This window comes from Chitinophaga agrisoli (assembly GCF_008386695.1).
GTDB lineage: Bacteria > Bacteroidota > Bacteroidia > Chitinophagales > Chitinophagaceae > Chitinophaga > Chitinophaga agrisoli.
The window spans coordinates 1524857-1546619 of sequence record NZ_VUOC01000001.1 but is presented as its reverse complement, the minus strand read 5'-3'; the positions used below and the strand labels follow the sequence as shown (position 1 = coordinate 1546619).

Annotated in this window: 19 protein-coding genes; 12 read left to right on the top strand and 7 right to left on the bottom strand. The window is 50.2% G+C overall.

The features are described 5' to 3' along the window. Nucleotides 1-456: 456 nt before the first annotated feature. Nucleotides 457-1029: an RNA polymerase sigma factor gene (locus F0L74_RS06475; protein WP_149836986.1), complete on the top strand. Its 573-nt coding sequence runs from the start codon at nt 457-459 to the stop codon at nt 1027-1029. Nucleotides 1030-1166: 137 nt separating this feature from the next. On the opposite strand, the gene F0L74_RS06470 is transcribed toward F0L74_RS06475, so the two are convergent. After that, a complete protein-coding gene (locus F0L74_RS06470) occupies nt 1167-2366 on the bottom strand; it encodes a thiolase family protein (protein ID WP_149836985.1) in 1200 nt (399 codons plus the stop codon). Between the two features lie 342 nt (nt 2367-2708). On the opposite strand from F0L74_RS06470, the gene rlmN reads away from it, so the two are divergent. The 3 genes from rlmN to F0L74_RS06455 all read left to right on the top strand — a co-directional run bounded on the left by rlmN (nt 2709) and on the right by F0L74_RS06455 (nt 5943). Continuing rightward, on the top strand, nt 2709-3755 hold the full coding sequence (gene rlmN / locus F0L74_RS06465) for a dual-specificity RNA methyltransferase RlmN (RefSeq protein ID WP_149836984.1): 1047 nt from the start codon (nt 2709-2711) through the stop codon (nt 3753-3755). A gap of 26 nt (nt 3756-3781) precedes the next feature. Then, complete coding sequence (locus F0L74_RS33850; RefSeq protein ID WP_246197634.1) at nt 3782-5122, top strand: pseudouridine synthase; 1341 nt, start codon at nt 3782-3784, stop codon at nt 5120-5122. An 89-nt stretch (nt 5123-5211) separates the two neighbouring features. Further along, nucleotides 5212-5943, top strand: a complete 732-nt coding sequence (locus F0L74_RS06455) for an RluA family pseudouridine synthase (protein WP_149836983.1) — start codon at nt 5212-5214, stop codon at nt 5941-5943. Nucleotides 5944-6085: 142 nt separating this feature from the next. Here the strand turns inward: F0L74_RS06455 and F0L74_RS06450 are convergent, their stop codons facing one another. Beyond that, nucleotides 6086-6721 (bottom strand): peroxiredoxin, encoded by a 636-nt coding sequence (locus F0L74_RS06450; protein ID WP_149836982.1) that lies wholly within the window; start codon nt 6719-6721, stop codon nt 6086-6088. A gap of 223 nt (nt 6722-6944) precedes the next feature. Further along, nucleotides 6945-7580 carry a hypothetical protein gene (locus tag F0L74_RS06445; RefSeq protein WP_149836981.1) on the bottom strand — a complete coding sequence of 212 codons (636 nt, stop codon included), beginning with the start codon at nt 7578-7580 and terminating at the stop codon, nt 6945-6947. Between the two features lie 152 nt (nt 7581-7732). Here F0L74_RS06445 and F0L74_RS06440 point away from each other — a divergent pair, with 152 nt between their 5' ends. Beyond that, nucleotides 7733-8740, top strand: coding sequence for a helix-turn-helix transcriptional regulator (locus F0L74_RS06440; RefSeq protein ID WP_149836980.1), 1008 nt, complete (start codon nt 7733-7735; stop codon nt 8738-8740). 9 nt (nt 8741-8749) lie between these two features. Here the strand turns inward: F0L74_RS06440 and F0L74_RS06435 are convergent, their stop codons facing one another. Further along, on the bottom strand, nt 8750-9466 hold the full coding sequence (locus tag F0L74_RS06435) for a LolA family protein (RefSeq protein WP_149836979.1): 717 nt from the start codon (nt 9464-9466) through the stop codon (nt 8750-8752). Between the two features lie 125 nt (nt 9467-9591). Between F0L74_RS06435 and ade the strand changes: the two genes are divergently transcribed. Continuing rightward, on the top strand, nt 9592-11229 hold the full coding sequence (gene ade / locus F0L74_RS06430) for an adenine deaminase (protein ID WP_213086901.1): 1638 nt from the start codon (nt 9592-9594) through the stop codon (nt 11227-11229). A 342-nt stretch (nt 11230-11571) separates the two neighbouring features. On the opposite strand, the gene F0L74_RS06425 is transcribed toward ade, so the two are convergent. Next, entirely contained in the window at nt 11572-12663 is a 1092-nt protein-coding gene (locus F0L74_RS06425; protein WP_149836977.1) for an anhydro-N-acetylmuramic acid kinase, read from the bottom strand. Between the two features lie 77 nt (nt 12664-12740). Between F0L74_RS06425 and F0L74_RS06420 the strand changes: the two genes are divergently transcribed. The 5 genes from F0L74_RS06420 to F0L74_RS06400 all read left to right on the top strand — a co-directional run bounded on the left by F0L74_RS06420 (nt 12741) and on the right by F0L74_RS06400 (nt 18397). Further along, nucleotides 12741-14642 (top strand): vWA domain-containing protein, encoded by a 1902-nt coding sequence (locus F0L74_RS06420; protein WP_149836976.1) that lies wholly within the window; start codon nt 12741-12743, stop codon nt 14640-14642. Between the two features lie 305 nt (nt 14643-14947). Next, complete coding sequence (gene upp, locus F0L74_RS06415) at nt 14948-15601, top strand: uracil phosphoribosyltransferase (protein ID WP_149836975.1); 654 nt, start codon at nt 14948-14950, stop codon at nt 15599-15601. A 112-nt stretch (nt 15602-15713) separates the two neighbouring features. Next, complete coding sequence (locus tag F0L74_RS06410; protein ID WP_149836974.1) at nt 15714-16736, top strand: PorP/SprF family type IX secretion system membrane protein; 1023 nt, start codon at nt 15714-15716, stop codon at nt 16734-16736. Nucleotides 16737-16928: 192 nt separating this feature from the next. After that, the gene (locus tag F0L74_RS06405) at nt 16929-17693 is read left to right on the top strand and encodes an EI24 domain-containing protein (protein ID WP_149836973.1); all 765 of its coding nucleotides are present in this window, start codon (nt 16929-16931) and stop codon (nt 17691-17693) included. Further along, nucleotides 17693-18397 (top strand): SAM-dependent methyltransferase, encoded by a 705-nt coding sequence (locus tag F0L74_RS06400; RefSeq protein WP_149836972.1) that lies wholly within the window; start codon nt 17693-17695, stop codon nt 18395-18397. The genes F0L74_RS06405 and F0L74_RS06400 overlap by 1 nt, the downstream gene beginning before the upstream one ends. A 172-nt stretch (nt 18398-18569) precedes the next feature. On the opposite strand, the gene F0L74_RS06395 is transcribed toward F0L74_RS06400, so the two are convergent. Together F0L74_RS06395 and F0L74_RS06390 are read right to left on the bottom strand one after the other, a co-directional pair. Beyond that, nucleotides 18570-18968, bottom strand: coding sequence for a hypothetical protein (locus F0L74_RS06395; RefSeq protein ID WP_149836971.1), 399 nt, complete (start codon nt 18966-18968; stop codon nt 18570-18572). A gap of 18 nt (nt 18969-18986) precedes the next feature. After that, the gene (locus F0L74_RS06390) at nt 18987-20366 is read right to left on the bottom strand and encodes a M20/M25/M40 family metallo-hydrolase (RefSeq protein ID WP_149836970.1); all 1380 of its coding nucleotides are present in this window, start codon (nt 20364-20366) and stop codon (nt 18987-18989) included. Nucleotides 20367-20599: 233 nt separating this feature from the next. Between F0L74_RS06390 and bshA the strand changes: the two genes are divergently transcribed. Further along, a complete protein-coding gene (gene bshA / locus F0L74_RS06385) occupies nt 20600-21745 on the top strand; it encodes an N-acetyl-alpha-D-glucosaminyl L-malate synthase BshA (protein WP_149836969.1) in 1146 nt (381 codons plus the stop codon). The last annotated feature ends 18 nt before the right edge of the window (nt 21746-21763 follow it).

The following is a 21763-nucleotide window of genomic DNA, read 5'->3' as shown; positions in this document are numbered from 1 at the left end:
GGCTATGTACGCTTGTCCAAAATAAATGTATCTCCGAAAGTACGGTATTCTGACGAAAGTTGGCAGTCCTAACCCTGACGGCGGCCGCCCGTTCTACTCTTTTCCATATTTCGCTAATGACCAAGGAGCGCGGGTTACGTTACATGGACCACATTGATACTGTTACAGTTACGACATCCTGACTGACCAGGATCATTGAAGCCCGCCATGGTAAGCCCATACAGCGGGTTGGGAACTGACGAAAATCATCGTGAAATTTATTTTGCGGTAATTGTTTTATTGAAACATTCAACTATATTTGCAACAGACATACTCTATACCTTAGATTTAGCAAGAACCAATATTTAATCAATAAAACTTCCAGATTATAGCATAAACTTTACTTAACACACAACCTACAGACTGTTAAGTCCGTATTATTTACTAACCCGCTATTAGTAGATGTTTATGCAAATAATGTATAAATTAAACGATGAACAACTAATTACCCTCTTTAAGAAGGGTCACTCCTCTGCATTGGAGGAATTAGTATACCGCCACAAGGACAAACTGTTCACGTCCATCGTTTTACTTGTAAAAGATCCCTTTCTGGCTGAAGATATTTTCCAGGATACCTTTATTAAGATCATAGATACGATCCGTGCGGAGCGTTATACTGAAAAAGGTAAGTTCCTGCCCTGGGCTATGCGTATAGCGCATAACCTGTGCGTGGACCATTTCCGGAAGATCAAACGCACGCCTGTTATCAAGACCGGCGATGACAAGGACATCTTTAACGTATTGGGATTCAGTGACAGTTGTGCGGAAGATCTGATGATCACGCGCCAGAGTCATGACCGGGTACGTAAGATGCTGGATATGTTGCCGGAAGAACAACGTGAGGTGATCATCCTCCGTCACTATGCTGAACTAAGTTTCAAAGAAATTGCAGACCTCACCCAGGTGAGTATCAATACCGCATTAGGCCGTATGCGTTATGGCTTAATCAATCTCCGTAAGATGATGACGGAGAAGCAGATTTGTTTGTGATCCCTTTTTTTGCTTGCCATCAACGGGCGGCCGGTAGTATCCGACCGCTCGTTTATTTTATGCCAGTTTTATTCTTCTCAGGAATATCTTACCTGTTTAAGTACCGCTTATTTGAGTAGCGGCCTTCTCTCCTTCTCTTAGCATTTTTCGTAAATGATCGCAGCCCCTTGTCCTACGCCTACACACATGGTCGCGAGACCGTAACGGCTATCCGGCCGGCGTTTCATCTCATGTAATAAAGTAGTGGTAATGCGGGCGCCGCTGCAGCCCAGGGGATGACCTATCGCTATGGAGCCGCCGTTCACATTCACTTTATCCGGGTTCAGGCCCAGGTCGCGCATACACGCCAGGGACTGAGAGGCAAAAGCCTCATTCAGCTCTACGAGGTCCAGCTGGTCTACGGTGAGGCCCGCGCGGCGTAATGCTTTCTGGGAGGATGGCACGGGGCCTATGCCCATAATAGAAGGGTCTACGCCGGCTACTGCCATTGCCTTTATCTTCGCCATGGGCGTAAGGTTGAAACGTTTCAACGCGCTTTCAGATACGATGAGCACCATGGAAGCGCCATCGTTGATACTGGAGGAGTTACCTGCGGTTACGCTGCCATCCTTGGCAAAAGCGGGTTTTAAAGCGGCCAGTTTTTCCAGGAAGGTTTCGCGGGGCGGTTCGTCCTTCGCTACTACCACGCGCTCTTCTTTGTTGGGCGTGATCTCCACCGGGATGATCTCTGCCTGCCATTTACCGGCTGCCAGCGCCTGCTGGTATTTCTGCTGACTGCCAAAGGCAAACAGGTCCTGGTCTTCCCGGCTTATCTGCCATTGGCGGGCTACGTTCTCCGCAGTCTCGCCCATGGAATAAGGATGATAAAGGTCTATCATCTTAGGGTTGGTAAAGCGCCAGCCAATGGTACTGTCAAACATTTCGTTCTTACGGGCAAAGGGACCTTCTGCCTTGGCCATTACAAAAGGGGCACGGGTCATGCTTTCCACGCCGCCAGCCAGGTAAATCTCCCCCTCACCGCACATTACGGCACGGGCGGCGTCCATAATGGCCTGCAAGCCACTGGCGCAGAGGCGGTTTACCGTATTGCCGGCCACTGATACGGGCAGGCCGGCCAGCAGGGCTGCCATACGGGCCACATCCCGGTTATCTTCTCCGGCCTGGTTGGCCGCACCAGCAATCACATCCTCTATGGCGGCAGGGTCTACGCCCGGGTTGCGCTCCATGAGCGAACGGATCATAAGCGCCAGCATATCATCCGGCCTAACGGTCCGCAGCGCTCCGGCATATTTGCCAATGGGGGTACGTACGGCGTCAACTATATAAGCAGCTTGCATGTTTTTCAAAATTGAGGTGTAAAAGTAAGGGAAAAGCGACGATTCATTTTCAATGGATTGAAAGAGGCCAGAAGGGCTGTATCCTGCCCTTGTCCGCAGCGCCTGTCTACTAATAAACTAAATTATGTACCTTTGCGGTTGCTTTCCGACTGCCGTAAGGCAGCCATTTACTCATTCAGGGATCACTGATAATTAAAATGGCAGGTTCTATCTGGCCTTTACAAACGAATCAAAACGAAGAAGGTCATTGTGGAAAATGAAATGCGAAACGTTCACCGGCGCTGACAGGCCCCAGTGAATGCAGCAAAAGACAATCACTTCGAAACAAACTATTTTTCAGAGATGAAATCTGACAAGAAGAACATCCGGCACCTTAGCTTAGCGGCTATCCAGGAGTATTTTAACACGATCGGAGAAAAGCCTTTCCGCGCTAAACAGGTGTACGAATGGCTGTGGCTGAAACATGCCGCCAGCTTTGAGGCAATGACCAACCTCTCCAAGCCATTGCGCGCCGCGCTGGAAGAGCATTTTACCCTCCCGGCCCTGAAGGTGGATACCACCCAGGTGAGCGAGGACGGTACCATCAAAAGCCGTTTCCGCCTGCATGACGGGCACCTGGTAGAGGGGGTATTGATCCCCACAGAAAACAGGCAAACAGCCTGTGTATCCTCCCAGGTAGGCTGCAGCCTGAGCTGCAAATTCTGCGCTACCGGTTATATGGACCGCAAACGTAACCTGGATTTTGACGAGATCTATGACGAGGTAGCCATCCTGAACCAGCAATCCCTGGAATCATCCGGCAAAAAACTGAGCAATATCGTGTATATGGGTATGGGCGAGCCCCTGCTTAATTACCGTAATGTGCTGCAGTCTATAGAAAGGATCACCTCTCCTGATGGTGGTTTGGCCATGTCTCCCAAAAGGATCACCGTATCCACCGCGGGCGTAGCCAAGATGATACAGCAGCTGGGCGATGATCAGGTACGGTTTAACCTGGCGCTTTCCCTGCACGCGGCCAATGACCGTAAGCGCAGCGAGATCATGCCGATCAACGACACCAACAACCTGAAGGTGCTGGTAGACGCCCTGAACTATTTTTACAAGGCCACCCAAAACCAGATCTCCTTTGAATATATCCTGTTCCAGAACTTTAACGACTCTCTGAAGGACGCTGATGAGCTGATCAAGATCTACCGGCAGGTACCGGCGGACCTGATCAATATCATTGAGTACAACCCCATTGATAATGCGCGTTTTCAGAAGCCGGACGAAGATGCCGTAGAGCAATTTATGCAGTACCTGGGCAAAAACCGGGTCAATGCCCGCCTGCGGCGCAGCCGCGGCAAGGATATTGATGCCGCCTGCGGACAACTGGCGAATAAGGGATAATGCAAACAAAAAGCTAACAATCAAGGATGAAAAAAAACAAACCTGCCGCTACTAAAGGCTTCTCTCCATTTAAAGAGAACAAGCGCAGTACAGATAAACGTAACAGTGAAGGCGAACGCCCGGCACGCGGCGTACGGAAAGATGATGACAAACCGGCCCGTACGTTCAAACGGGATGATGATAAAGGCGGTTTCCGCAGTGAGGATAAACGCCCGGCCAGAAGGGCGGACGGCAAACCGGCCCGTACTTTTAAACGGGATGATGATAAAGGCGGTTTCCGCAGCGAGGACAAGCGTCCGGCCAGAAGGGCGGATGGCAAACCGGCCCGTACCTTTAAGCGGGATGATGATAAAGGCGGTTTCCGCAGCGAGGATAAACGCCCGGCCAGGAAAACAGCCGGCGACAGACCTGCCCGCCCCGCCGCTAAGCGCGATAATGACGATAGCAGCTTCCATGGCGATTTTCAGCCGGAGCGTAAAGGCCCTGTAAGGGAAACGCCCAGCGGCTTTAACCGCCAGAAATTCTTTGACCGGGCCAATGACCGCTTTGCGGATAAACAGGCCCGGAAAACAGCCCCCCGGAAATCGCGGGATGCGGATAGCTTTAACAGCAAAGGCAAACGTTCCAAAGAAGGGGAAGAAACCCTGGATGGCGAAGGCATGCCGCTGAATAAATACATTGCCCATTGCGGCGTATGCTCCCGCCGCAAAGCGGTAGACTATATAAAGGAAGGTAAAGTCACCGTAAACGACCAACAGGTACTGGAACCGGCGTTTAAGGTAACGGACAAGGACCAGGTGAAGGTGGCCAACAAACGGATCACCATCCAGAAGAACCTGGTGTACATCCTCCTGAATAAACCCAAGGGTTATATTACCACCACAGACGACCCGGAAGGCCGCCAGACCGTTATGGAACTGATAGCGGATGCCACGGATGAGCGGGTATTCCCTGTAGGCCGCCTGGACCGCAATACTTCCGGCCTGTTACTGCTTACCAATGATGGGGAACTGGCCCAGAAGCTGGCGCATCCCAAACATAATATCAAGAAGATCTACCAGGTAGAACTGGATAAACCATTGACCAAGGCGGATTTTGACAAGATCATCAACGGCGTTACGCTGGAAGACGGCCTGGCCCTGGTGGACGCCCTGGGTTATGTGGATCCAAAGGATAAAAAACAAGTGGGCATTGAGATACACAGCGGTAAAAACCGTATTGTGCGCCGCATTTTTGAGCACCTGGAATACAAGGTAGAAAAGCTGGACCGTGTTATGTACGCCGGCCTTACCAAAAAGAACGTGAACCGCGGCAGGTGGCGCATGTTGTCTGACAAAGAAATAATACTACTGAAACACTTTAAATAACAGCGTTTAGCTGTTAGCTTTTAGCTGTTAGCACTGGACCGACTGTACTGGTGAACGGCTAAAAGCTGACAGATAAACGCTAAGAGCTTATGGTTAACGATTGGCTGATAAAAGTAACAGATGATTACCTGATACTGAACAAACCTTCAGGGCTACTTACCATCCCTGACCGGCATGATCAGGAGCTGCCCTCCCTCCAAACCCAGCTTAAAAAGGCCTACGGGAATATTTTTACGGTGCACCGCCTGGACCGGGATACCAGTGGATTGATCCTGTTTGCCCGTAATGAAGCGGCCCACCGCTATTATTCCCAGTTATTTGAGTCGCGCGAGGTACGGAAATTCTACCTGGGGCTGGTAACCGGCGAGCTGGTACCAGCCAGTGGCAGCGTGAACGAGCCTATTATGGAGCACCCGGTGCAGCGGGGTAAAATGGTGACCAACCGCCGGGGAAAGACCGCCCTGACGGACTACGAAGTACAGGAAACCTTTGGCGGCCTGTACAGCCTGGTAAAACTGGAGATCCATACCGGCCGTACCCACCAGATACGGGTACATATGAAACATATGGGCCATCCCATTGCGGTGGATGAGCTGTATGGCAACGCGTCGCCTATCCTGTTATCCGCTATCAAAAAGAAGTTCCGCCTGGGTAAGTTTACAGAGGAAGAGCGCCCCCTGATGAGCCGTTTGGCCCTGCATGCCTGGCAGCTGCAGTTTAAAGACCAGCAAGGGGCAGACCAGGTGGTGGAAGCGCCCCTGCCCAAGGATATGCAGGCTGTGCTAAGCCAGTTGCGCAAACATAAGGGCCAGCAGGCCTAGGTTGGTATAAAATAAAAAACGGGGAAAAATCCCCGTTTCGTAAAAATCAAAAACCAACCATTAAAAAGTCTTTATAAGTAAAAGCCTCCGTGGAGGCTTTTTTTATTTCGTTTGTTTGTTAGCCTTTAACACTATACCCGCCTTATTTGTTCGGCTGGGGGGTAGTTCTCAGGTAAGGCTTAATGATCTTGTGCCCTTTAGGGAAACGCGCCGGTATATCTTCTGTTTTCACGGCGGCTGTTACGATCACGTCTTCGCCATCTTTCCAGTCAGCCGGGGTAGCCACGCTATAGTTGGCGGTCAGCTGCAGGGAGTCCACCACACGCAGCACTTCAAAGAAGTTCCTGCCGGTAGAGGCGGGGTAAGTGATGGTGAGTTTCACCTTTTTATCGGGGCCTATCACGAACAGGGACCTTACGGTAAAGGTCTCGGAAGCGTTAGGGTGGATCATGTCATACAGGCCGGCCACTTTTCTGTCTTCGTCCGCGATGATAGGGAAAGTCACTTCACAGTTCTGGGTCTCGTTGATATCGTTGATCCAGCCTTTGTGTTTATCTAGGGGATCTACACTGACAGCCAGTACTTTTACATTACGTTTGGCAAATTCGTCCTTCAGGAGGGCGGTTTTACCTAATTCTGTGGTACACACCGGGGTATAATCCGCAGGGTGTGAAAATAATATGCCCCAGCTATCTCCTAAGAACTCGTAAAAATCGATCTCTCCCTGGGTTGTCTGTGCCTGAAAATTAGGCGCTATATCTCCTAGTCTGATACTCATGGTTTGTCCTTTATAACACCAAATGTAATAATTTCCTACAATTTTTATAGACTTTAAGATGCTTTTTTGAAAATTTTTTCCCTACCCCGGTCAGGGGTAGGGAAGGGTTTTAACAAACAACTATGGCTCAGAGATAGGGGTTAACAGTTAAGCGGTAAAGGGATAAAAAGGGGGTTCATGGGATCGTATCAAACCGGGGTCAAATCCGGGGTTAACAATGGGGTTACAGGCCTTGTTGCTTCCATGCGCAATAGGCCATGGTATATTTCAGGTCATCACTCAAATTTGCTTCCTGGCGGGCGGCTGTTTCTTCAAATTCCAGCTCCAGGTAGCCCAGGTACAGCTCATAGCTTTTGCAAAGCAGGGCCATACATTGGTCTATCTGCTCCGCGGGCCGGGGAGTTTCCTTTACCGGCAGCGGCGTTACCCGGGTAATGTAATAGCAGGCGCCTTCCGCGTATTCTACCCAGCGGCCATGCTGCTGCAGGCGGGGGCGGCTTAGCTGGAACAACATATTGTCAAAGACAATAGCATCGCCAAGTTTGGCTTCCAGGTCCACCACTTCGGGAATGTGCTGCATATCTTCAAGGTGCTGTACAACGCTCATCTGTACTATATCCCGGTGCTCGCCGGCATAACGCAGCATATCGTTCAGCACATCATAATTTGTTATAAAATCGCAACGTAACCAGCCATCTGCTGTTTTTATATTACCCCAGAAAGTGAGGTAATTGGAATCATCCAATATGATCTGGCTTATTGAAATAGCCTGACATTCGGTGGCGGACGCGGTATTTACCTCGTTCAACAGTACTTTTTTCTGGTTCAGTGAATGTTGTGTTTTTGCCTTATTCATCATCTCAGGTATTTGATAACGATACAAAGCTACCTGGGCAAAACGCACGGGATTTGCGTAGTGCTGCGTTGATAAAAAAACTTTATTTCAGCACTATCCATCCCCTGTTTACGGGCTTTATTACTTATTTTTAGCGCCCAAAACCCTTATTATCCATGCCAAAGAATAAAGATGCGCTTTCCCGTTACCGCTGGATAGACGAGCGCCTGCGCAACAAGCGCCTGCCCAAGCCTACCCTGGATACGCTGATAGCCTATGTGTCGGAGAAAATGGATGCTACTATCTCTACCCGTACCATACAGAAAGATATACAGGATATGCGCCAGGACCCGGAGCTGAACTATATGGCTCCTATCCTGTATGAGCGCAGCAGCGGTACTTACCGTTATGAGGACGAGTCCTATTCCATCAGTAATATCCCTATTGAAGAGGCTGACCTGCAGGGCCTGGAAATTGCCATTGGCATATTGGAACAGTTCCGCAGCCTGCCTGTGGTGCAGCAGTTTGAAGACGCCATCCTGAAAATAGCCGCCAGCCTGAAAATGAACCGGCAGGCGCTGGAGCATAAAGGCCTGATCAAATTTACCCGTGGCGCCGCGCAGTATAAGGGCGCAGAGCATATCCGGGATATTGTAGACGCCATCAAGAACCTGGAGGTGATACGTATCGCCTACCAGAGCTTTGACCGCAACGAGCCCAAAGAGCATTGGGTGGAGCCCTATCACCTGCGAGAATACCAGCACCGTTTTTACCTGATAGGCAAAAGCCAGAAAGCCAAAGGCGGTACCCTGCTCACTTTTGCGCTGGACAGGATCGTGCAGTTATGGCCTACCAATAAACATTTTGACGAAAAGAATTTTGATGACGCCAGCTATTACCGCAACGCGATCGGCATTACCGTGCTGGAAGGGGAGCCTGAAAATGTAGTGCTGTCCTTTACCCCGCACCAGGGTAAATACATTAAATCACAGCCATTACATAGTTCCCAGCAGTTATTGGCAGATACGGCGCAGGAATGCCGTATATCGCTGAACGTGGTGATCAACCCGGAGCTGCAGATGATGCTGCTGAGTTATGGCGCCAATGTGAAGGTGCTGGAACCTGCCCGCCTGGTACAAAAAATGGCGGCTGAAGCAGCCGCCATGAAGGATCTGTATAAATAAATGCGGTAATTATTTCTTTGGCATCTGGAACAGGCTGTCATCCACCGGCTGGTTAATGTCTACCTTGCTCACGCTGATCTTGGTACCAATAGGGTCCTGGGTAGTGCTGGAAGGATATACAAAACCGTTGGGCGTTTTCTTGTAATCGCTTAACACGGTGGTCAGCTCCATATCCTGCCCCTGTACATTCATACGGGTCTTGATCTTATCAATGTAATAGGTGGCGGCATCCACAAATATGGTAAGCTCCGCGCCGTTGGGATTGAGCACTTTCAGCTTGTAGGCCTCTGCCCCATCGGTAGTTTCCTTGCCTTCCAGGGTGATCTTACGGCCTCTTGCCTTATAGTTATACAGTTCGCCGGCCAGGTCCAGGCGGGGCTGCATGGTGCGCACCATGGCGGAGTCCATTTCTTTAGGCTCATTGCCCTGCATAGCCATTTGCATCCAGCCCTTATCGCGGGTCACTACCTGTATGTTATTAGAGCCCATCACTTCAAATTCCATACGGATGGCTTTGTCATTCACCACCCACAGCTTAATGGGTATTTCCATGCCGCGTACTTCCATTACGCCTTCTGTATACATGCTCTGGAGGTCTTTCAATTTGTCGGCCCCGCCCATAGCAGCAATATGTTTATTTACGATATCGTCCACCGTTTGTGCGTGTACGCCGCATACTGTTGTAACCGCAATGAACAGGAGGGTCAACATTTTGCTCATTTTCATAAAATAAAGTTTTAATAGCACAAATTACAGGAATAAAGTTAAATCCCCCAAGGCGGACCCGGCCATCCGGCTATAAAAGCGGTCAGATGGTCATTTATACCGGCCCATGTGATATCTTTACTGTTATGAACAATTTCCAGCTCTCCGGTAACCTGATAGATATATTACAACAAGAGATATACCCCGCTACACTGCATATCGAAAACGGCCGCATCCGGCGGATCGAGCGGTCTGCGGGACCGTATGAGCAATACCTGCTGCCTGGTTTTGTGGACGCCCATGTACATATAGAGAGCTCCATGCTTACGCCGGCGGAATTTGCCAGGCTGGCGGTGGTACACGGCACAGTGGGCACTATCTCTGATCCGCATGAGATAGCCAATGTGCTGGGTGTGCCCGGTGTGATCTACATGATGGAGAACGGCCTGCAAACGCCGTTCAAAAGCTATTTTGGCGCTCCCTCCTGTGTGCCAGCCACAAGTTTTGAAACAGCCGGCGCTACCGTAGATGTGAAGGATGTGGCCGACCTGCTGCAACTGCCCCAGGTAAAATACCTGTCAGAAATGATGAACTTCCCGGGTGTGCTGCACAAAGACCAGGAAGTAATGGCAAAAATAGCGGTAGCCAAAGCAGCAGGCAAACCGGTAGACGGCCATGCGCCCGGCCTGCGGGGCGAAGCGGCGCAGCAATACATTGCCGCCGGCATTAGCACCGATCATGAATGTTTTACGATAGAAGAAGCGCTGGAGAAATTACAGTACGGCATGCATATCCTGATAAGGGAAGGCAGCGCCGCCAGGAATTTTGACGCGCTTATACCGCTGTTACATGACCACCCGGAAAAGATCATGTTCTGCAGTGATGATAAACACCCGGACAGCCTGGTAGAGGGACATATTAACCTGCTGGTACGCAGGGCGCTGGCGCTGGGTATAGACCTGTTTAAGGTGTTACGCGCCGCGTGCGTGAACCCGGTGCTGCATTATAAGATGGATGTGGGATTGCTGCGCGAAGGCGATCCTGCGGATTTTGTGGTGGTTGATAATACTACTGAATTTAACGTACTATCCACCTATATCAATGGTATACAGGTGGCTGCTGCCGGCAAAACATTGATCAATTCTGTAAAGGCCGGTATTGTAAACAATTTTGACTGCCGCAGGCAAACGCCAGAGGATTTTCGTATACCTGTGGACGGTGATGCGCAAACAGCGGTGGTGCAGGTAATTGAAGCACTGGATGGGCAGCTGATCACGAATCGTATCAGCGCTACATTGCCGGTAAAAGATGGAGCTTTATATAGTGATCCCTCACAGGATGTGTTGAAGCTGGCGGTGGTGAACCGTTATCAACCCGCACCAGCGGCGCTGGGTTTTATCCGGAATTTTGGGTTTACTAAAGGCGCTGTTGCGTCTTCTGTAGCGCATGATAGTCATAATATTATTGCGGTGGGCGTGGATGATGAGAGCCTGTGCGCGGCGGTGAATGCGGTGATACGGGAGCGGGGCGGCATTAGTGTGGTGAATGGGGATGAGGTGCAGGTGTTGCCGTTACCGGTGGCCGGGTTAATGAGCCAGCTGGATGGGTATGTGGTGGCGGAGCGATATAGCGCGCTGGATAAAGCGGCTAAGGAGTTAGGAAGTGAGTTAGGGGCGCCGTTTATGACGTTATCGTTTATGGCATTGTTGGTGATCCCGCATTTGAAGCTGAGTGATAAAGGGTTGTTTGATGGGGATGGGTTTGGGTTTGTATCTATTTTTTAAGCTTTTTGCCATTTATCTAATCCCATCTTTCAATGCATATATGATCGCAGCTATAACACATAATCCAACTATGAAAAACCATCCTCCGGTTATACGATGCTTATACCCATAGTATAATATCAAACCCGATATAACCAGCACCGGGCCACAAAAGTACAGTGTTATATATGGATAATAGCCTGTGAAAGGCAGCATTGCATATAACTGATGATAGTGCATCAAACAGCCTGATAAAGGAGCAAACGCTACCAATGCACAAAGGACGTATACCAGTACTAAACCAATGTTTCTTTGGGTAAATTTCATAGGTAAATAGGTTGAAAATATTACGTTGTTATTTTATCACCCCTGCCACAACGCCCCTCCTACACTATCCCTTTCCGCCCCCGTCACAGAGGCCAGCACATTCCGCTCCTGCCGCCAACGCAATGCCCCTATCAGCGCCATAACAACCGCCTCCTTAAAATTCACGGTCTGCTCATCCGGCACTACCACCGTTACATTAAGCGGCTGCAATTGCTCCTGGATCTGTTTTACTAAAAACCCATTAAACGCGCCACCGCCGGTAATCAGCATTTTCTGCTCGCCTGCGGGCGCTTCTTTCTCCTGCAGCATGGTTACCGCGCGGGCTATCTGCACGGCTATATGTTGGGTATAGGTATTAAGCTTGCCTTGAATGGAAATTCGCGTATTACGGATCAGTGGCAGCACGGTTTCCGTACCAAATTCATTGGCCAGGGATTTAGGCCAGGGCGCTTCATAATAAGGCAGGGCATTCAGCGCGGTTAACAGGTGTTTATCTGTAATACCACCCGCCGCCAGGTTCCCATTTTCGTCGTACGGGCGGCCCAGTTCTGTGGCCAGGGCATTCAGCACCCGGTTGGCGGGGCAGATATCGAATGCGGCAAAGCCGCCGGCCAGGGGGGCGGATACGTTGGCAATGCCGCCCAGGTTCAGCCAGTACTGGTAGCCGGGCAACAGCAGCTGTTCGCCAATAGGCACTATGGGCGCGCCTTGTCCGCCAAGGGCTACATCCATGGCGCGCAGGTCATTGATCACGGGCAGGCCGGTTACGGCGGCAATGGCAGCGCCCTCTCCCAGCTGGGCTGTCATTTTCTGGTCCGGCATGTGGAAAGTGGTATGCCCGTGAGAGGCGATAAAATGCACCTGGTGATCCAGCTGGTGATTGGTGATGAACTGGTTCACTTTTGCGCCTATATATTGTCCATAGTGGCTATGCAATAACATGTATTCCCCGGCGGGCAAGGTGGTGGCGCCTGCCAGGCGCTGCTCCCATTCCGGTTCGTACGGCAGGCATTCCGCGGCTTTGATCAGATACTCCCATTGGCCCCGCACTTCTGTTAACTGCACAAAGGCGATATCCAACCCGTCCAGCGAGCTGCCGGACATAATACCTATAACATTGTAAACCATGCCGAAAAATTTTTGCAAAGATAATATGGAATTCCACCCATTCCGTGCATCCTGTTTGCGGACTAAAACAATTAGCTATGCAAAGATATCTCTCCCTCCTATTACTGGCCTGTTTTACGACCCTGACGGCCATTGCGCAGCAACGTACTATTAAAGGCAGCGTGCGGGACGCGGCCACCCTTACCGCACTACCCGGTGTAACGATAAAAATAGCCGGCACCACAAGAGGTACGGTTACCAATAGTAACGGCGCTTTCCAACTAAGCGTACCTACCGGAAACCTGATACTGCGGGTAGACCTTATTGGTTATACCAGCCAGAACATCACATTAAATGCTAAAACAGATACTGTTACTATTGATCTGCAGACCGCCAACACGGCACTAAACGAGGTAGTGGTAATTGGGTATGGAGTACAAAAGAAAAGCATGGTAACTGGCAGTGTATCAACGGTACAGGCCCAAACGTTTAGTAAACCCGTGTCCGGCTGGATGGCTGGCGCCCGCCGTGCAAAAATGCGGGGCAGGGCCGACGCAGCAGCGCCACTCCCTCCTACCGGTGATTTTAATACGGAAGACTATAGCCCCATCAATGAAAACGACTTCCGTGCGGTGAATAATCAGCCCCTGAGCACTTTCTCCATAGATGTAGACCGTGCCGCCTACAGCAATGTGCGGCGTTTCCTGAACAGCGGCCAGCTGCCGCCGGCAGATGCAGTGCGGGTGGAAGAGATGATCAACTATTTTGATTACCAGTACCAGGCGCCCACCACGGAGGACCCCGTGGCTATCTATACCGATATGGCGGTATGCCCCTGGAATAAGGAGCATCAGTTGGTACGCATAGCGCTCAAAGGCAAGACGGTGGCTACGGATAAGCTACCGGCCTCCAACCTGGTGTTCCTGATAGATGTTTCCGGCTCTATGGGCAGTGAAAATAAGCTGCCCCTGGTAAAACAGGCGCTCAAAGCCCTGGTACAGCAGCTCCGGCCTAATGATAAAGTGGCCATTGTAGTATATGCCGGCGCTGCCGGCCTGGTGCTGCCATCTACCCCGGGCAGCGAAAAGACCACGATACTGGATGCGCTGGATAAACTGGAAGCCGGCGGCTCCACTGCCGGTGGCCAGGGTATATTGCTAGCTTATAAAACCGCTGCCAGCAATCTTATAGAGGACGGTAATAACAGGGTGATACTGGCGACCGATGGCGATTTTAATGTAGGCGCCTCCAGCGATGGGGAGCTGCAACGTATGATAGAAGAAGAAAGGGAAAAAGGCATCTCCCTTTCTGTGCTGGGTTTTGGTATGGGCAATTATAAAGATAACAAACTGGAGCTGCTGGCAGATAAGGGCAATGGCAACTATGCCTATATCGATAACTTTGAAGAGGCCCGCCGCACTTTTGTAACAGAGTTTGGCGGCACTCTGTTCACTATTGCCAAGGATGTGAAGCTGCAGATAGAATTCAACCCTAAATACGTACAGTCTTACAGGTTAGTAGGTTATGAGAACCGCCTGCTGCAGAACGAGGATTTCAACAATGATAAAAAAGATGCGGGCGATATGGGCGCCGGACATACGGTGACCGCCCTGTACGAAGTGATCCCCGCCGGGACCAAATCCAATACCGTTAGCTGGGTAGACCCGCTGAAATACCAGGAGACCACGGTAGTTGGCAATCATGGCGGGGAAGTGCTGACGGTAAAGCTGCGCTACAAACGGCCTGCGGAAAAGAAAAGCCAGCTGATGACCCGCGTGCTGACCTACCAGTTGCAGCCTATCAGCAACGCCCCTGCCGATTTCCGGATGTGCGCCGCAGTAGCTGAATTTGGACAGCTGCTCCGGAACTCCAGCTATAAAGGGCAGGCCAGTTATGATGAAGTGGTGGCTATGGCTACCGGCGCTAAAGGCGAGGACCCGGAAGGTTACCGTTCAGAATTTATTCAATTGGTAAAGAAGGCAGCCCTGCTGCAAAAATGATAATTAATGGCTAGTTAGTAAGATCAGGAGACCCTAAAAAAACCGGGCCGGGGCATTGTCCCCGACCTGGTACCCAAAAAAGGGCGTATCGAAGTGCACCATCCAACGTTCATGACTTTTAAGCGCACTTTCAGATACGCTCTTTTTTATACTTGTCCGAACTGATACTATCTTAACCAGTCACATAATGGTATCAAAAGTCTGGGGGAAGGATTAAAGAGGTTAGGTAAAATAATACCAATGCGCCGTTACCCATCCCGCCACATTAAAAATTTTTGAGTATTTTGCCCCCCAAACGGCTAGTAATGATTATCAATCTGAGTGAGACTAATTCATTGGTGGGCGAATGGCTTAGCGAGATCCGCAGTATGGAGATACAGACCGACCGTATGCGCTTCCGGCGTAACATGGAGCGTATTGGCGAAGTAGCTGCCTACGAGATCAGCAAAACCCTTGAGTACGAGGAGAAAGAGGTGCAGACCCCCATGGGTATTGCCACCTGCCGCGTGCTTAAACACCAGCCAGTACTGGCCACCATCCTCCGGGCTGGCCTGGCCCTGCACCAGGGAGTGCTCCACTATTTTGATAAAGCCGACCATGCTTTCATATCCGCCTACCGCAAACATAACCGCGACGGCTCCTTTGACATCAACCTGGAATATGTTTCCAGTCCTTCCATAGAAGGACAGGTGGTGATCCTTTCTGATCCCATGCTGGCCACCGGCGCCTCCCTGGTAAAAACCATCGAGCACCTGGAAGACCTGGGCAAACCCAAACATATCCACCTGGTAGTAGCTATTGCCTGCACTGTAGGCATTGAATACGTACAGCGCCATACTAACCCGAACCTTAGCATCTGGACCGGCGATATCGACGACGAGCTCACCGCCAAGGGCTATATTGTTCCGGGTCTGGGAGATGCCGGGGATCTGGCCTTCGGTAACAAATTGCAGCAGTAATCCGTTACATAGTTATATGAATTTAATTTGAAATATTAACCACTTTTTGTACCTTACACTGGCAAAAGTGAACGTGTTTCATCCTATCCTATACCATAACGTATTAACCTTTATGAAAAAGGCATTACTACTACTATTAACCATAATTCTTTATTTGCACCCTGCGAGCAGGGCGCAAGACCCGCATTTTTCGCAGTTCTTCGCCTCTCCCATGACATTAAACCCGGCCTTTACCGGCTTATTTTCAGGCGATTACCGTATTGCAGGCAACTACCGTTCACAATGGAGAAGCATTGCCACTCCGTATGTTACCGGTACTGTTTCCGCAGACTTCAGCATCCTGAAAAACGTAATATCCTATACGGATATATGGGGTGTGGGTATTATGGCATTGTATGATAAGACCGGCGGCGGCGCTTTGGTATCCAACTATGTGGCTATCAGCACTTCCTATCATAAAGGCCTGGATCCGGAAGGCAACCATACCCTGGCCATTGGCCTGCAGGGCGCATGGATGCAGAAACGGGTAGACCAGAGCAAACTGATCTTCGAAAACCAGATTGATAATAATGGTTACAACCCGGGATTACCCAGCAGCGAAACGCTCACCAATCCCAAGATCTCCTATTTTGATCCTAACGTGGGTATATTATATAATGGCCTGGTTGGCGAAGCGTCCAATATTTACCTGGGCGTTTCCTATTACCATATCACCCAACCCACAGAAACCTTTATGAGCCAGGATAATAACCGGCTCAGCTACCGGTATACTGTACACGGTGGCGGTTCCTTCCCGGTGAATGGTTATAACCGCATACATGCCAGCGCCCTGTACATGAAACAGAGCACTGCTTCTGAAACCTCTATCGGTGCGGCGTATGGTTTTAACCTCAGCGGTGTACCAGACGATAATCCTACCATGTTCTACCTGGGTAGCTGGTACCGTTTGAAAGACGCCATCAATCCTTATGTAGGGTTGGAGATCGGCGGTTTCAATATCGGCCTTACCTATGACCTGAACGTGTCTACCCTGAAACCGGCCTCTAACTACCGTGGTGGTATGGAGATCTCAGTTATCTACGTTCACCGTACCAGCGAAAACAGCAAGTACAAAACATTATGTCCTAAGTTTTAATGAACAGCTATTAGCTTTTAGCAGCTAGCTATCAGCTAAGGAGTATTAAAACGCGGAAATAACTAAAAGCTAACGGATAATAGCTAACAGCTCATTAATAATGGGTTGTTAGCTAAAATATTTTTACGAACGTTCCGTTGATTTTTAGTTATTTACAGCATTATTCATCTGTCATACTAAAAACAGCGGACCTTGTTTTCATTCAGAGAAGTACTGGCTGCCATACAATCTTACGCAAAAGCACACCAATTCATCAGCCGTCAGCAATTATGGCGCTGGATACTGATACCCGGTATTATCTACTGCGCGTTATTTATTGCAGGTATTTATCTTGTATGGGGCTATTCCGGCGATTTTGTGGAATACCTTTTTGGACTGCTGCCCCTGCGCACCTGGATCCAGGACCTGGAAAGCAGCTGGGTAAGTTTTGTATTTATATTGCTTGGGTTTTCTATCCGGATACTGTTACTGTTACTTTATTTTTCCTATTTCAAATATTTCTTCCTCATACTGGGCGCTCCCCTGTTTGCGTGGCTGTCTGAAAAAACAGAAGCCATCCTCCAGCGGCGCGATTTTCCCTTTAGCATGCAACAGTTGCTGAAGGATATATTACGGGGCATTAAACTCTCTTTCCGGAATATGCTGTACCAGACCATTTGCCTGCTGCTGCTGTTCCTGCTTTCGTTTATTCCCGTACTGGGCTGGATAACGCCGCTGATAGGCTTTTTCATAGAATGTTATTTCTTTGGCTTTTCTATGATGGATTATAGCTGCGAGCGGCACCGGCTAAACATGCGTGAGAGCATTGCCTTTATCAAAGAGCACCGGGGTATGGCCCTGGGCAACGGCATGGTATTTTACCTGCTGATGTTCATTCCCATAATAGGCTGGGCGCTGGCGCCTTCCTATGCGGTAATAGCGGCCACCATTCATTTACAAGATAAACGCCTGCTGTAATGAGCGCGCCCGGCAAAGTATACCTGATACCCACCGTGCTGAGCCCAGACGCGCTGCACACCATCCCCGCCTATATTACAGAAACCGTGCGGCCGCTCCGTTTCTTTTTTGTGGAGAATGAGCGCACTGCCCGCCGTTACCTGAAGGCGCTGGACAGGAACATCAATATTGATGAACTGCAGCTGCACCTGATGCACGAAAACCATCCGCCGGATACTGCCCTGGCCAGAAAACTGCTGTTGGAAGGTCATGATATCGGTATTATGAGCGAAGCCGGCTGCCCGGCCATAGCGGATCCGGGGCACCTGGTAGTGCAGGTGGCGCACCGCGTTAATGCACCGGTGATCCCCATGGTAGGGCCTAACTCCATTCTGCTGGCACTGATGGCTTCCGGCATGAACGGGCAAAACTTCCAGTTTGTTGGCTACCTGCCAGTAAAACCGCCGGAGCGTATCAAGACCATCAGGGAACTGGAAACCATCTCCCAAAAGAAAGGACAAACACAGATCTTCATTGAAACCCCTTACCGCAACAACCCGCTGTTAAAGGATATACTAGCCAACTGTAAGGATCAGACACTGTTGTGCATTGCCGCGGATATCACCGGGCCGGAGGAATTTATCCGCACCAGGACAATTAAGGAGTGGAAAACCGCGCTGCCGGAGCTGCATAAGAAGCCGGCGATATTTTTGATCAGCGCTTAGCTGTGAGCTGTTGGCTGCTGAAGAGATGCGTGCTAATTAAGGTTAACTGTAGCAATACCACGGTGGTGGCTTACCATAAATCATATACTGTCGTAATAAATTAGCCTTTAGCTATTAAAGAGGAAGCATTGCTTCGATCATTAACAGCTAAAGGCTATTTGCTAATTGCTATTTAGTTCAGTGGTTCTTTCTGGTTAGTATTGGGATTGGTAATAGCCACAATGCTATCTACCACAAACTGGCTAAAGCCCCTCCAGGGCAGGGCGCCCAGGTACTCTTTGTAATGCAGCTCCACGATCTTACCGCTGCAGGTCATGAGGCGCTGCGCTACTTTTTCATCCACTACGGAAAAATCGAACTCATTACTCTGTATGGAGCCTGGCTGCCGGGATTTGTAGCCGGTCTGGATAAGCCTGCCTTCATAGGTCTTGAAGACATAACCTTTCTGTACAAAAAAGTTCAGCTCCCCGGCTTTTACGCCGCGGCCAAACACGAAATAGTATTTGTAGGAGAAACCCAGTACTGCCACGAGTACCAGGATGCCTATCACAATAAAAAGGAATCTGCGCATATTGAGGTATAGCTTAGCTTATAATCCGTATTTATCGATCATGTAGATCAAACCCGCCATGCCAAAGGCGCCCAGCTCCAGTTCCCGTTTATTTACGGCTTCAAACACATCGGATGCGGCATGATGGATGTCAAAATAACGCTGGGAGTCGGGGGAAAGTTCACCCATGGGCGTACCCATGGCCTCATTTATCTCGCCAACGTCCGTGCCGGCGCCTTCTTCTTCAAAATCGTAGAGGCCATAAGGCAGGAACAGGGGTTTCCAGGCCGTTATCTTAGCCCTTTTCTCCGCCGGCATAACAAAGGAAAAACCACGGGGGGTAAAACCGCCGGCATCGCTTTCCAGTGCAAAAACATGGTGCTCATTGGCGGCTTTGGCGGCTGCTGCATATTTGCGGGCGCCACGGGTACCGTTTTCTTCGTTGGCAAACAGCACAATACGGATGGTGCGTTTGGGCCGGATGCCCAGGGCCTTGAATGCGCGCAGTATCTCTATGGATTGTACGCAGCCGGCGCCGTCGTCATGCGCGCCTTCATTCACATCCCAGGAGTCCAGGTGGCCGCCTACGGTGATGATCTCTTCCGGATGCTCGCTGCCGCGGATCTCCCCTATCACATTGTGGCCAATGGTATCCGGCAGGAAATGGGCATCGGTATGCAGGTATACCTTCATATCCTTATCGTCCTTAATACGATCGCTGAGCAGGTCGGCGTCTTCCAGGCCAATTGCCACAGCGGGTACTTTGGGGAAAGAGTCGTTATACCGCATAGCGCCGGTATGGGGGAAATTGTTGGCGGCGTGTGACATAGACCTTACGATCACAGCCAGCGCGCCATATTTGGAGGCCCTGCTGGCGCCGGCGCCGCGGTAGATCACCGCATCGCTATAGGCGTAGAAGGTCTTAATAAAAGTTGGGTTAAAATGATAGTTATAGAAAACGATCTTGCCTTTTACCTGGTCTTTTTTGGCCTCCAGCTCGTCAAAAGAGCCTACTTCCAGCACCGGGGCGGTAATACCGTCCGGCCCGCAGCCTACGGAGTTGCCCAGGGCCAGCACCTGCAGGGGCGGCACAAAATCGCGGCGTTTGGAGATAATGCGTACTTCTTCTTTTGCGCCTCTTACCCAATGCGGCACCATACACTCCTGCAGGTAGGCCGTATCTGCGCCTGCGGCCTGCAGCGCCTTGAGGCCCCACTGCTCTGCCTTGGGCATCTGCGGAGAGCCTGCCAGGCGGCCGCCGATCTCTTTGGTAAGTGTTCGTAAATTTGCATAGGCATTGCTATGGGTCAGCACTTCATCGGCCAGTTTGCGCAGCGTTGCAGCATCATCTGCAGGTTGCTGGGCGCTGGCAAAAGAAACGGAAAAAACGAGTGATACAGGCAAAAGAAAACGTAGCATAAAGCAGGCATGATTTATCGTCTAAAACTAATTAATTAGGCTTGTTATTACAAATAAATGGCTGAACGGTAAACAGTAAATGAATTTTGTAAAGTACCTTAGCGGGGCTAATTGCGAAATGGTTGCTGGTAAGCTAGTTACCGGTAAATAGTAGTTAGCGGTGGTTGCTACAGGCATGATCGCTAACAACTAGAAAACTAACTTGTCACAACTCTTTCATTAAATGTAATTCCATGCGAATAGGAATAGTATGTTATCCTACCTACGGAGGTAGTGGCGTATTGGCAACAGAACTGGGAAAGGCCCTGGCGGATAAGGGACACATGGTGCATTTTATCACCTATCAGCAACCGGTACGGCTCAACGCTTTTCACGCAAATATATATTATCACGAGGTACAGGTGCCCACCTATCCTTTGTTCGATTTTCCGCCGTATGAGTCTGCGCTGAGCAGCACCATGGTGGATGTGATCCTGAACCAGCACCTGGACCTGCTGCACGTGCACTATGCTATACCGCACGCCAGCACGGCTTACCTGGCCAAACAGATCGTGAGCAAACAAGGCCGTATTGTGCCTTTCATCACCACCCTGCACGGCACGGATATTACGCTGGTAGGTAAGGATAAGACCTATGCACCGGTGGTAACTTTCTCCATCAACGAATCTGATGCTATTACGGCGGTATCCAATAACCTGCGCGAAGAAACATTCAAGTCTTTCCAGATAGAGAAAGATATTGAGGTGATCTACAATTTTGTGGATATAGAACGTTTCAAACGCCAGGACCTGCCGCATTTCCGCCAGGCCATTGCGCCCAACGGCGAAAAGATCTTATTGCACGTATCCAATTTCCGCAAGGTAAAACGCGTACCGGATGTAATAAAGATCTTCCAGCGGGTGCGGGAGCAGGTGCCTTCCAAACTGCTGCTGGTAGGCGATGGCCCGGACCGCCCCACTATTGAATGTATGTGCCGCGAGCTGGGTTTGTGCGATGATGTGCGTTTTGTAGGCAAGCAGGAGCAGCTGGAGGATGTAATGTCCATTGGCGACCTGTTTATACTGCCATCTGAATACGAGAGCTTTGGTCTGGCCGCCCTGGAAGCCATGGCTTCTGAGGTGCCGGTACTTTCTTCTGACGCAGGCGGTCTGCCGGAGGTGAATATCCACGGCCAAACCGGTTTCTTAAGCCCGGTGGGCGATGTAGCCAGCATGGCAGCACATGCCATAGCGTTGTTATCCAATGAGCAGCAGCTGGCCACTATGCGCAAACATGCTAAGGAGCAGGCAGCCCGTTTCCATATCAATAATATCGTGCCGCAGTATGAGGCGCTGTATGAAAGGGTAAGGGAAAAAGCGGCGGCCGCAGCCAGCTATTGATCAAAATATTTAAGCATA

What these genes read in the sequence shown, in the direction of transcription:
- F0L74_RS06475 (WP_149836986.1), top strand. Translation starts at nt 457, where the DNA reads ATGTATAAATTAAACGATGAACAACTAATTACCCTCTTTAAGAAGGGT.
- F0L74_RS06470 (WP_149836985.1), bottom strand. Translation starts at nt 2,366, where the DNA reads ATGCAAGCTGCTTATATAGTTGACGCCGTACGTACCCCCATTGGCAAA.
- rlmN (WP_149836984.1), top strand. Translation starts at nt 2,709, where the DNA reads ATGAAATCTGACAAGAAGAACATCCGGCACCTTAGCTTAGCGGCTATC.
- F0L74_RS33850 (WP_246197634.1), top strand. Translation starts at nt 3,782, where the DNA reads ATGAAAAAAAACAAACCTGCCGCTACTAAAGGCTTCTCTCCATTTAAA.
- F0L74_RS06455 (WP_149836983.1), top strand. Translation starts at nt 5,212, where the DNA reads ATGGTTAACGATTGGCTGATAAAAGTAACAGATGATTACCTGATACTG.
- F0L74_RS06450 (WP_149836982.1), bottom strand. Translation starts at nt 6,721, where the DNA reads ATGAGTATCAGACTAGGAGATATAGCGCCTAATTTTCAGGCACAGACA.
- F0L74_RS06445 (WP_149836981.1), bottom strand. Translation starts at nt 7,580, where the DNA reads ATGATGAATAAGGCAAAAACACAACATTCACTGAACCAGAAAAAAGTA.
- F0L74_RS06440 (WP_149836980.1), top strand. Translation starts at nt 7,733, where the DNA reads ATGCCAAAGAATAAAGATGCGCTTTCCCGTTACCGCTGGATAGACGAG.
- F0L74_RS06435 (WP_149836979.1), bottom strand. Translation starts at nt 9,466, where the DNA reads ATGAAAATGAGCAAAATGTTGACCCTCCTGTTCATTGCGGTTACAACA.
- ade (WP_213086901.1), top strand. Translation starts at nt 9,592, where the DNA reads ATGAACAATTTCCAGCTCTCCGGTAACCTGATAGATATATTACAACAA.
- F0L74_RS06425 (WP_149836977.1), bottom strand. Translation starts at nt 12,663, where the DNA reads ATGGTTTACAATGTTATAGGTATTATGTCCGGCAGCTCGCTGGACGGG.
- F0L74_RS06420 (WP_149836976.1), top strand. Translation starts at nt 12,741, where the DNA reads ATGCAAAGATATCTCTCCCTCCTATTACTGGCCTGTTTTACGACCCTG.
- upp (WP_149836975.1), top strand. Translation starts at nt 14,948, where the DNA reads ATGATTATCAATCTGAGTGAGACTAATTCATTGGTGGGCGAATGGCTT.
- F0L74_RS06410 (WP_149836974.1), top strand. Translation starts at nt 15,714, where the DNA reads ATGAAAAAGGCATTACTACTACTATTAACCATAATTCTTTATTTGCAC.
- F0L74_RS06400 (WP_149836972.1), top strand. Translation starts at nt 17,693, where the DNA reads ATGAGCGCGCCCGGCAAAGTATACCTGATACCCACCGTGCTGAGCCCA.
- F0L74_RS06395 (WP_149836971.1), bottom strand. Translation starts at nt 18,968, where the DNA reads ATGCGCAGATTCCTTTTTATTGTGATAGGCATCCTGGTACTCGTGGCA.
- F0L74_RS06390 (WP_149836970.1), bottom strand. Translation starts at nt 20,366, where the DNA reads ATGCTACGTTTTCTTTTGCCTGTATCACTCGTTTTTTCCGTTTCTTTT.
- bshA (WP_149836969.1), top strand. Translation starts at nt 20,600, where the DNA reads ATGCGAATAGGAATAGTATGTTATCCTACCTACGGAGGTAGTGGCGTA.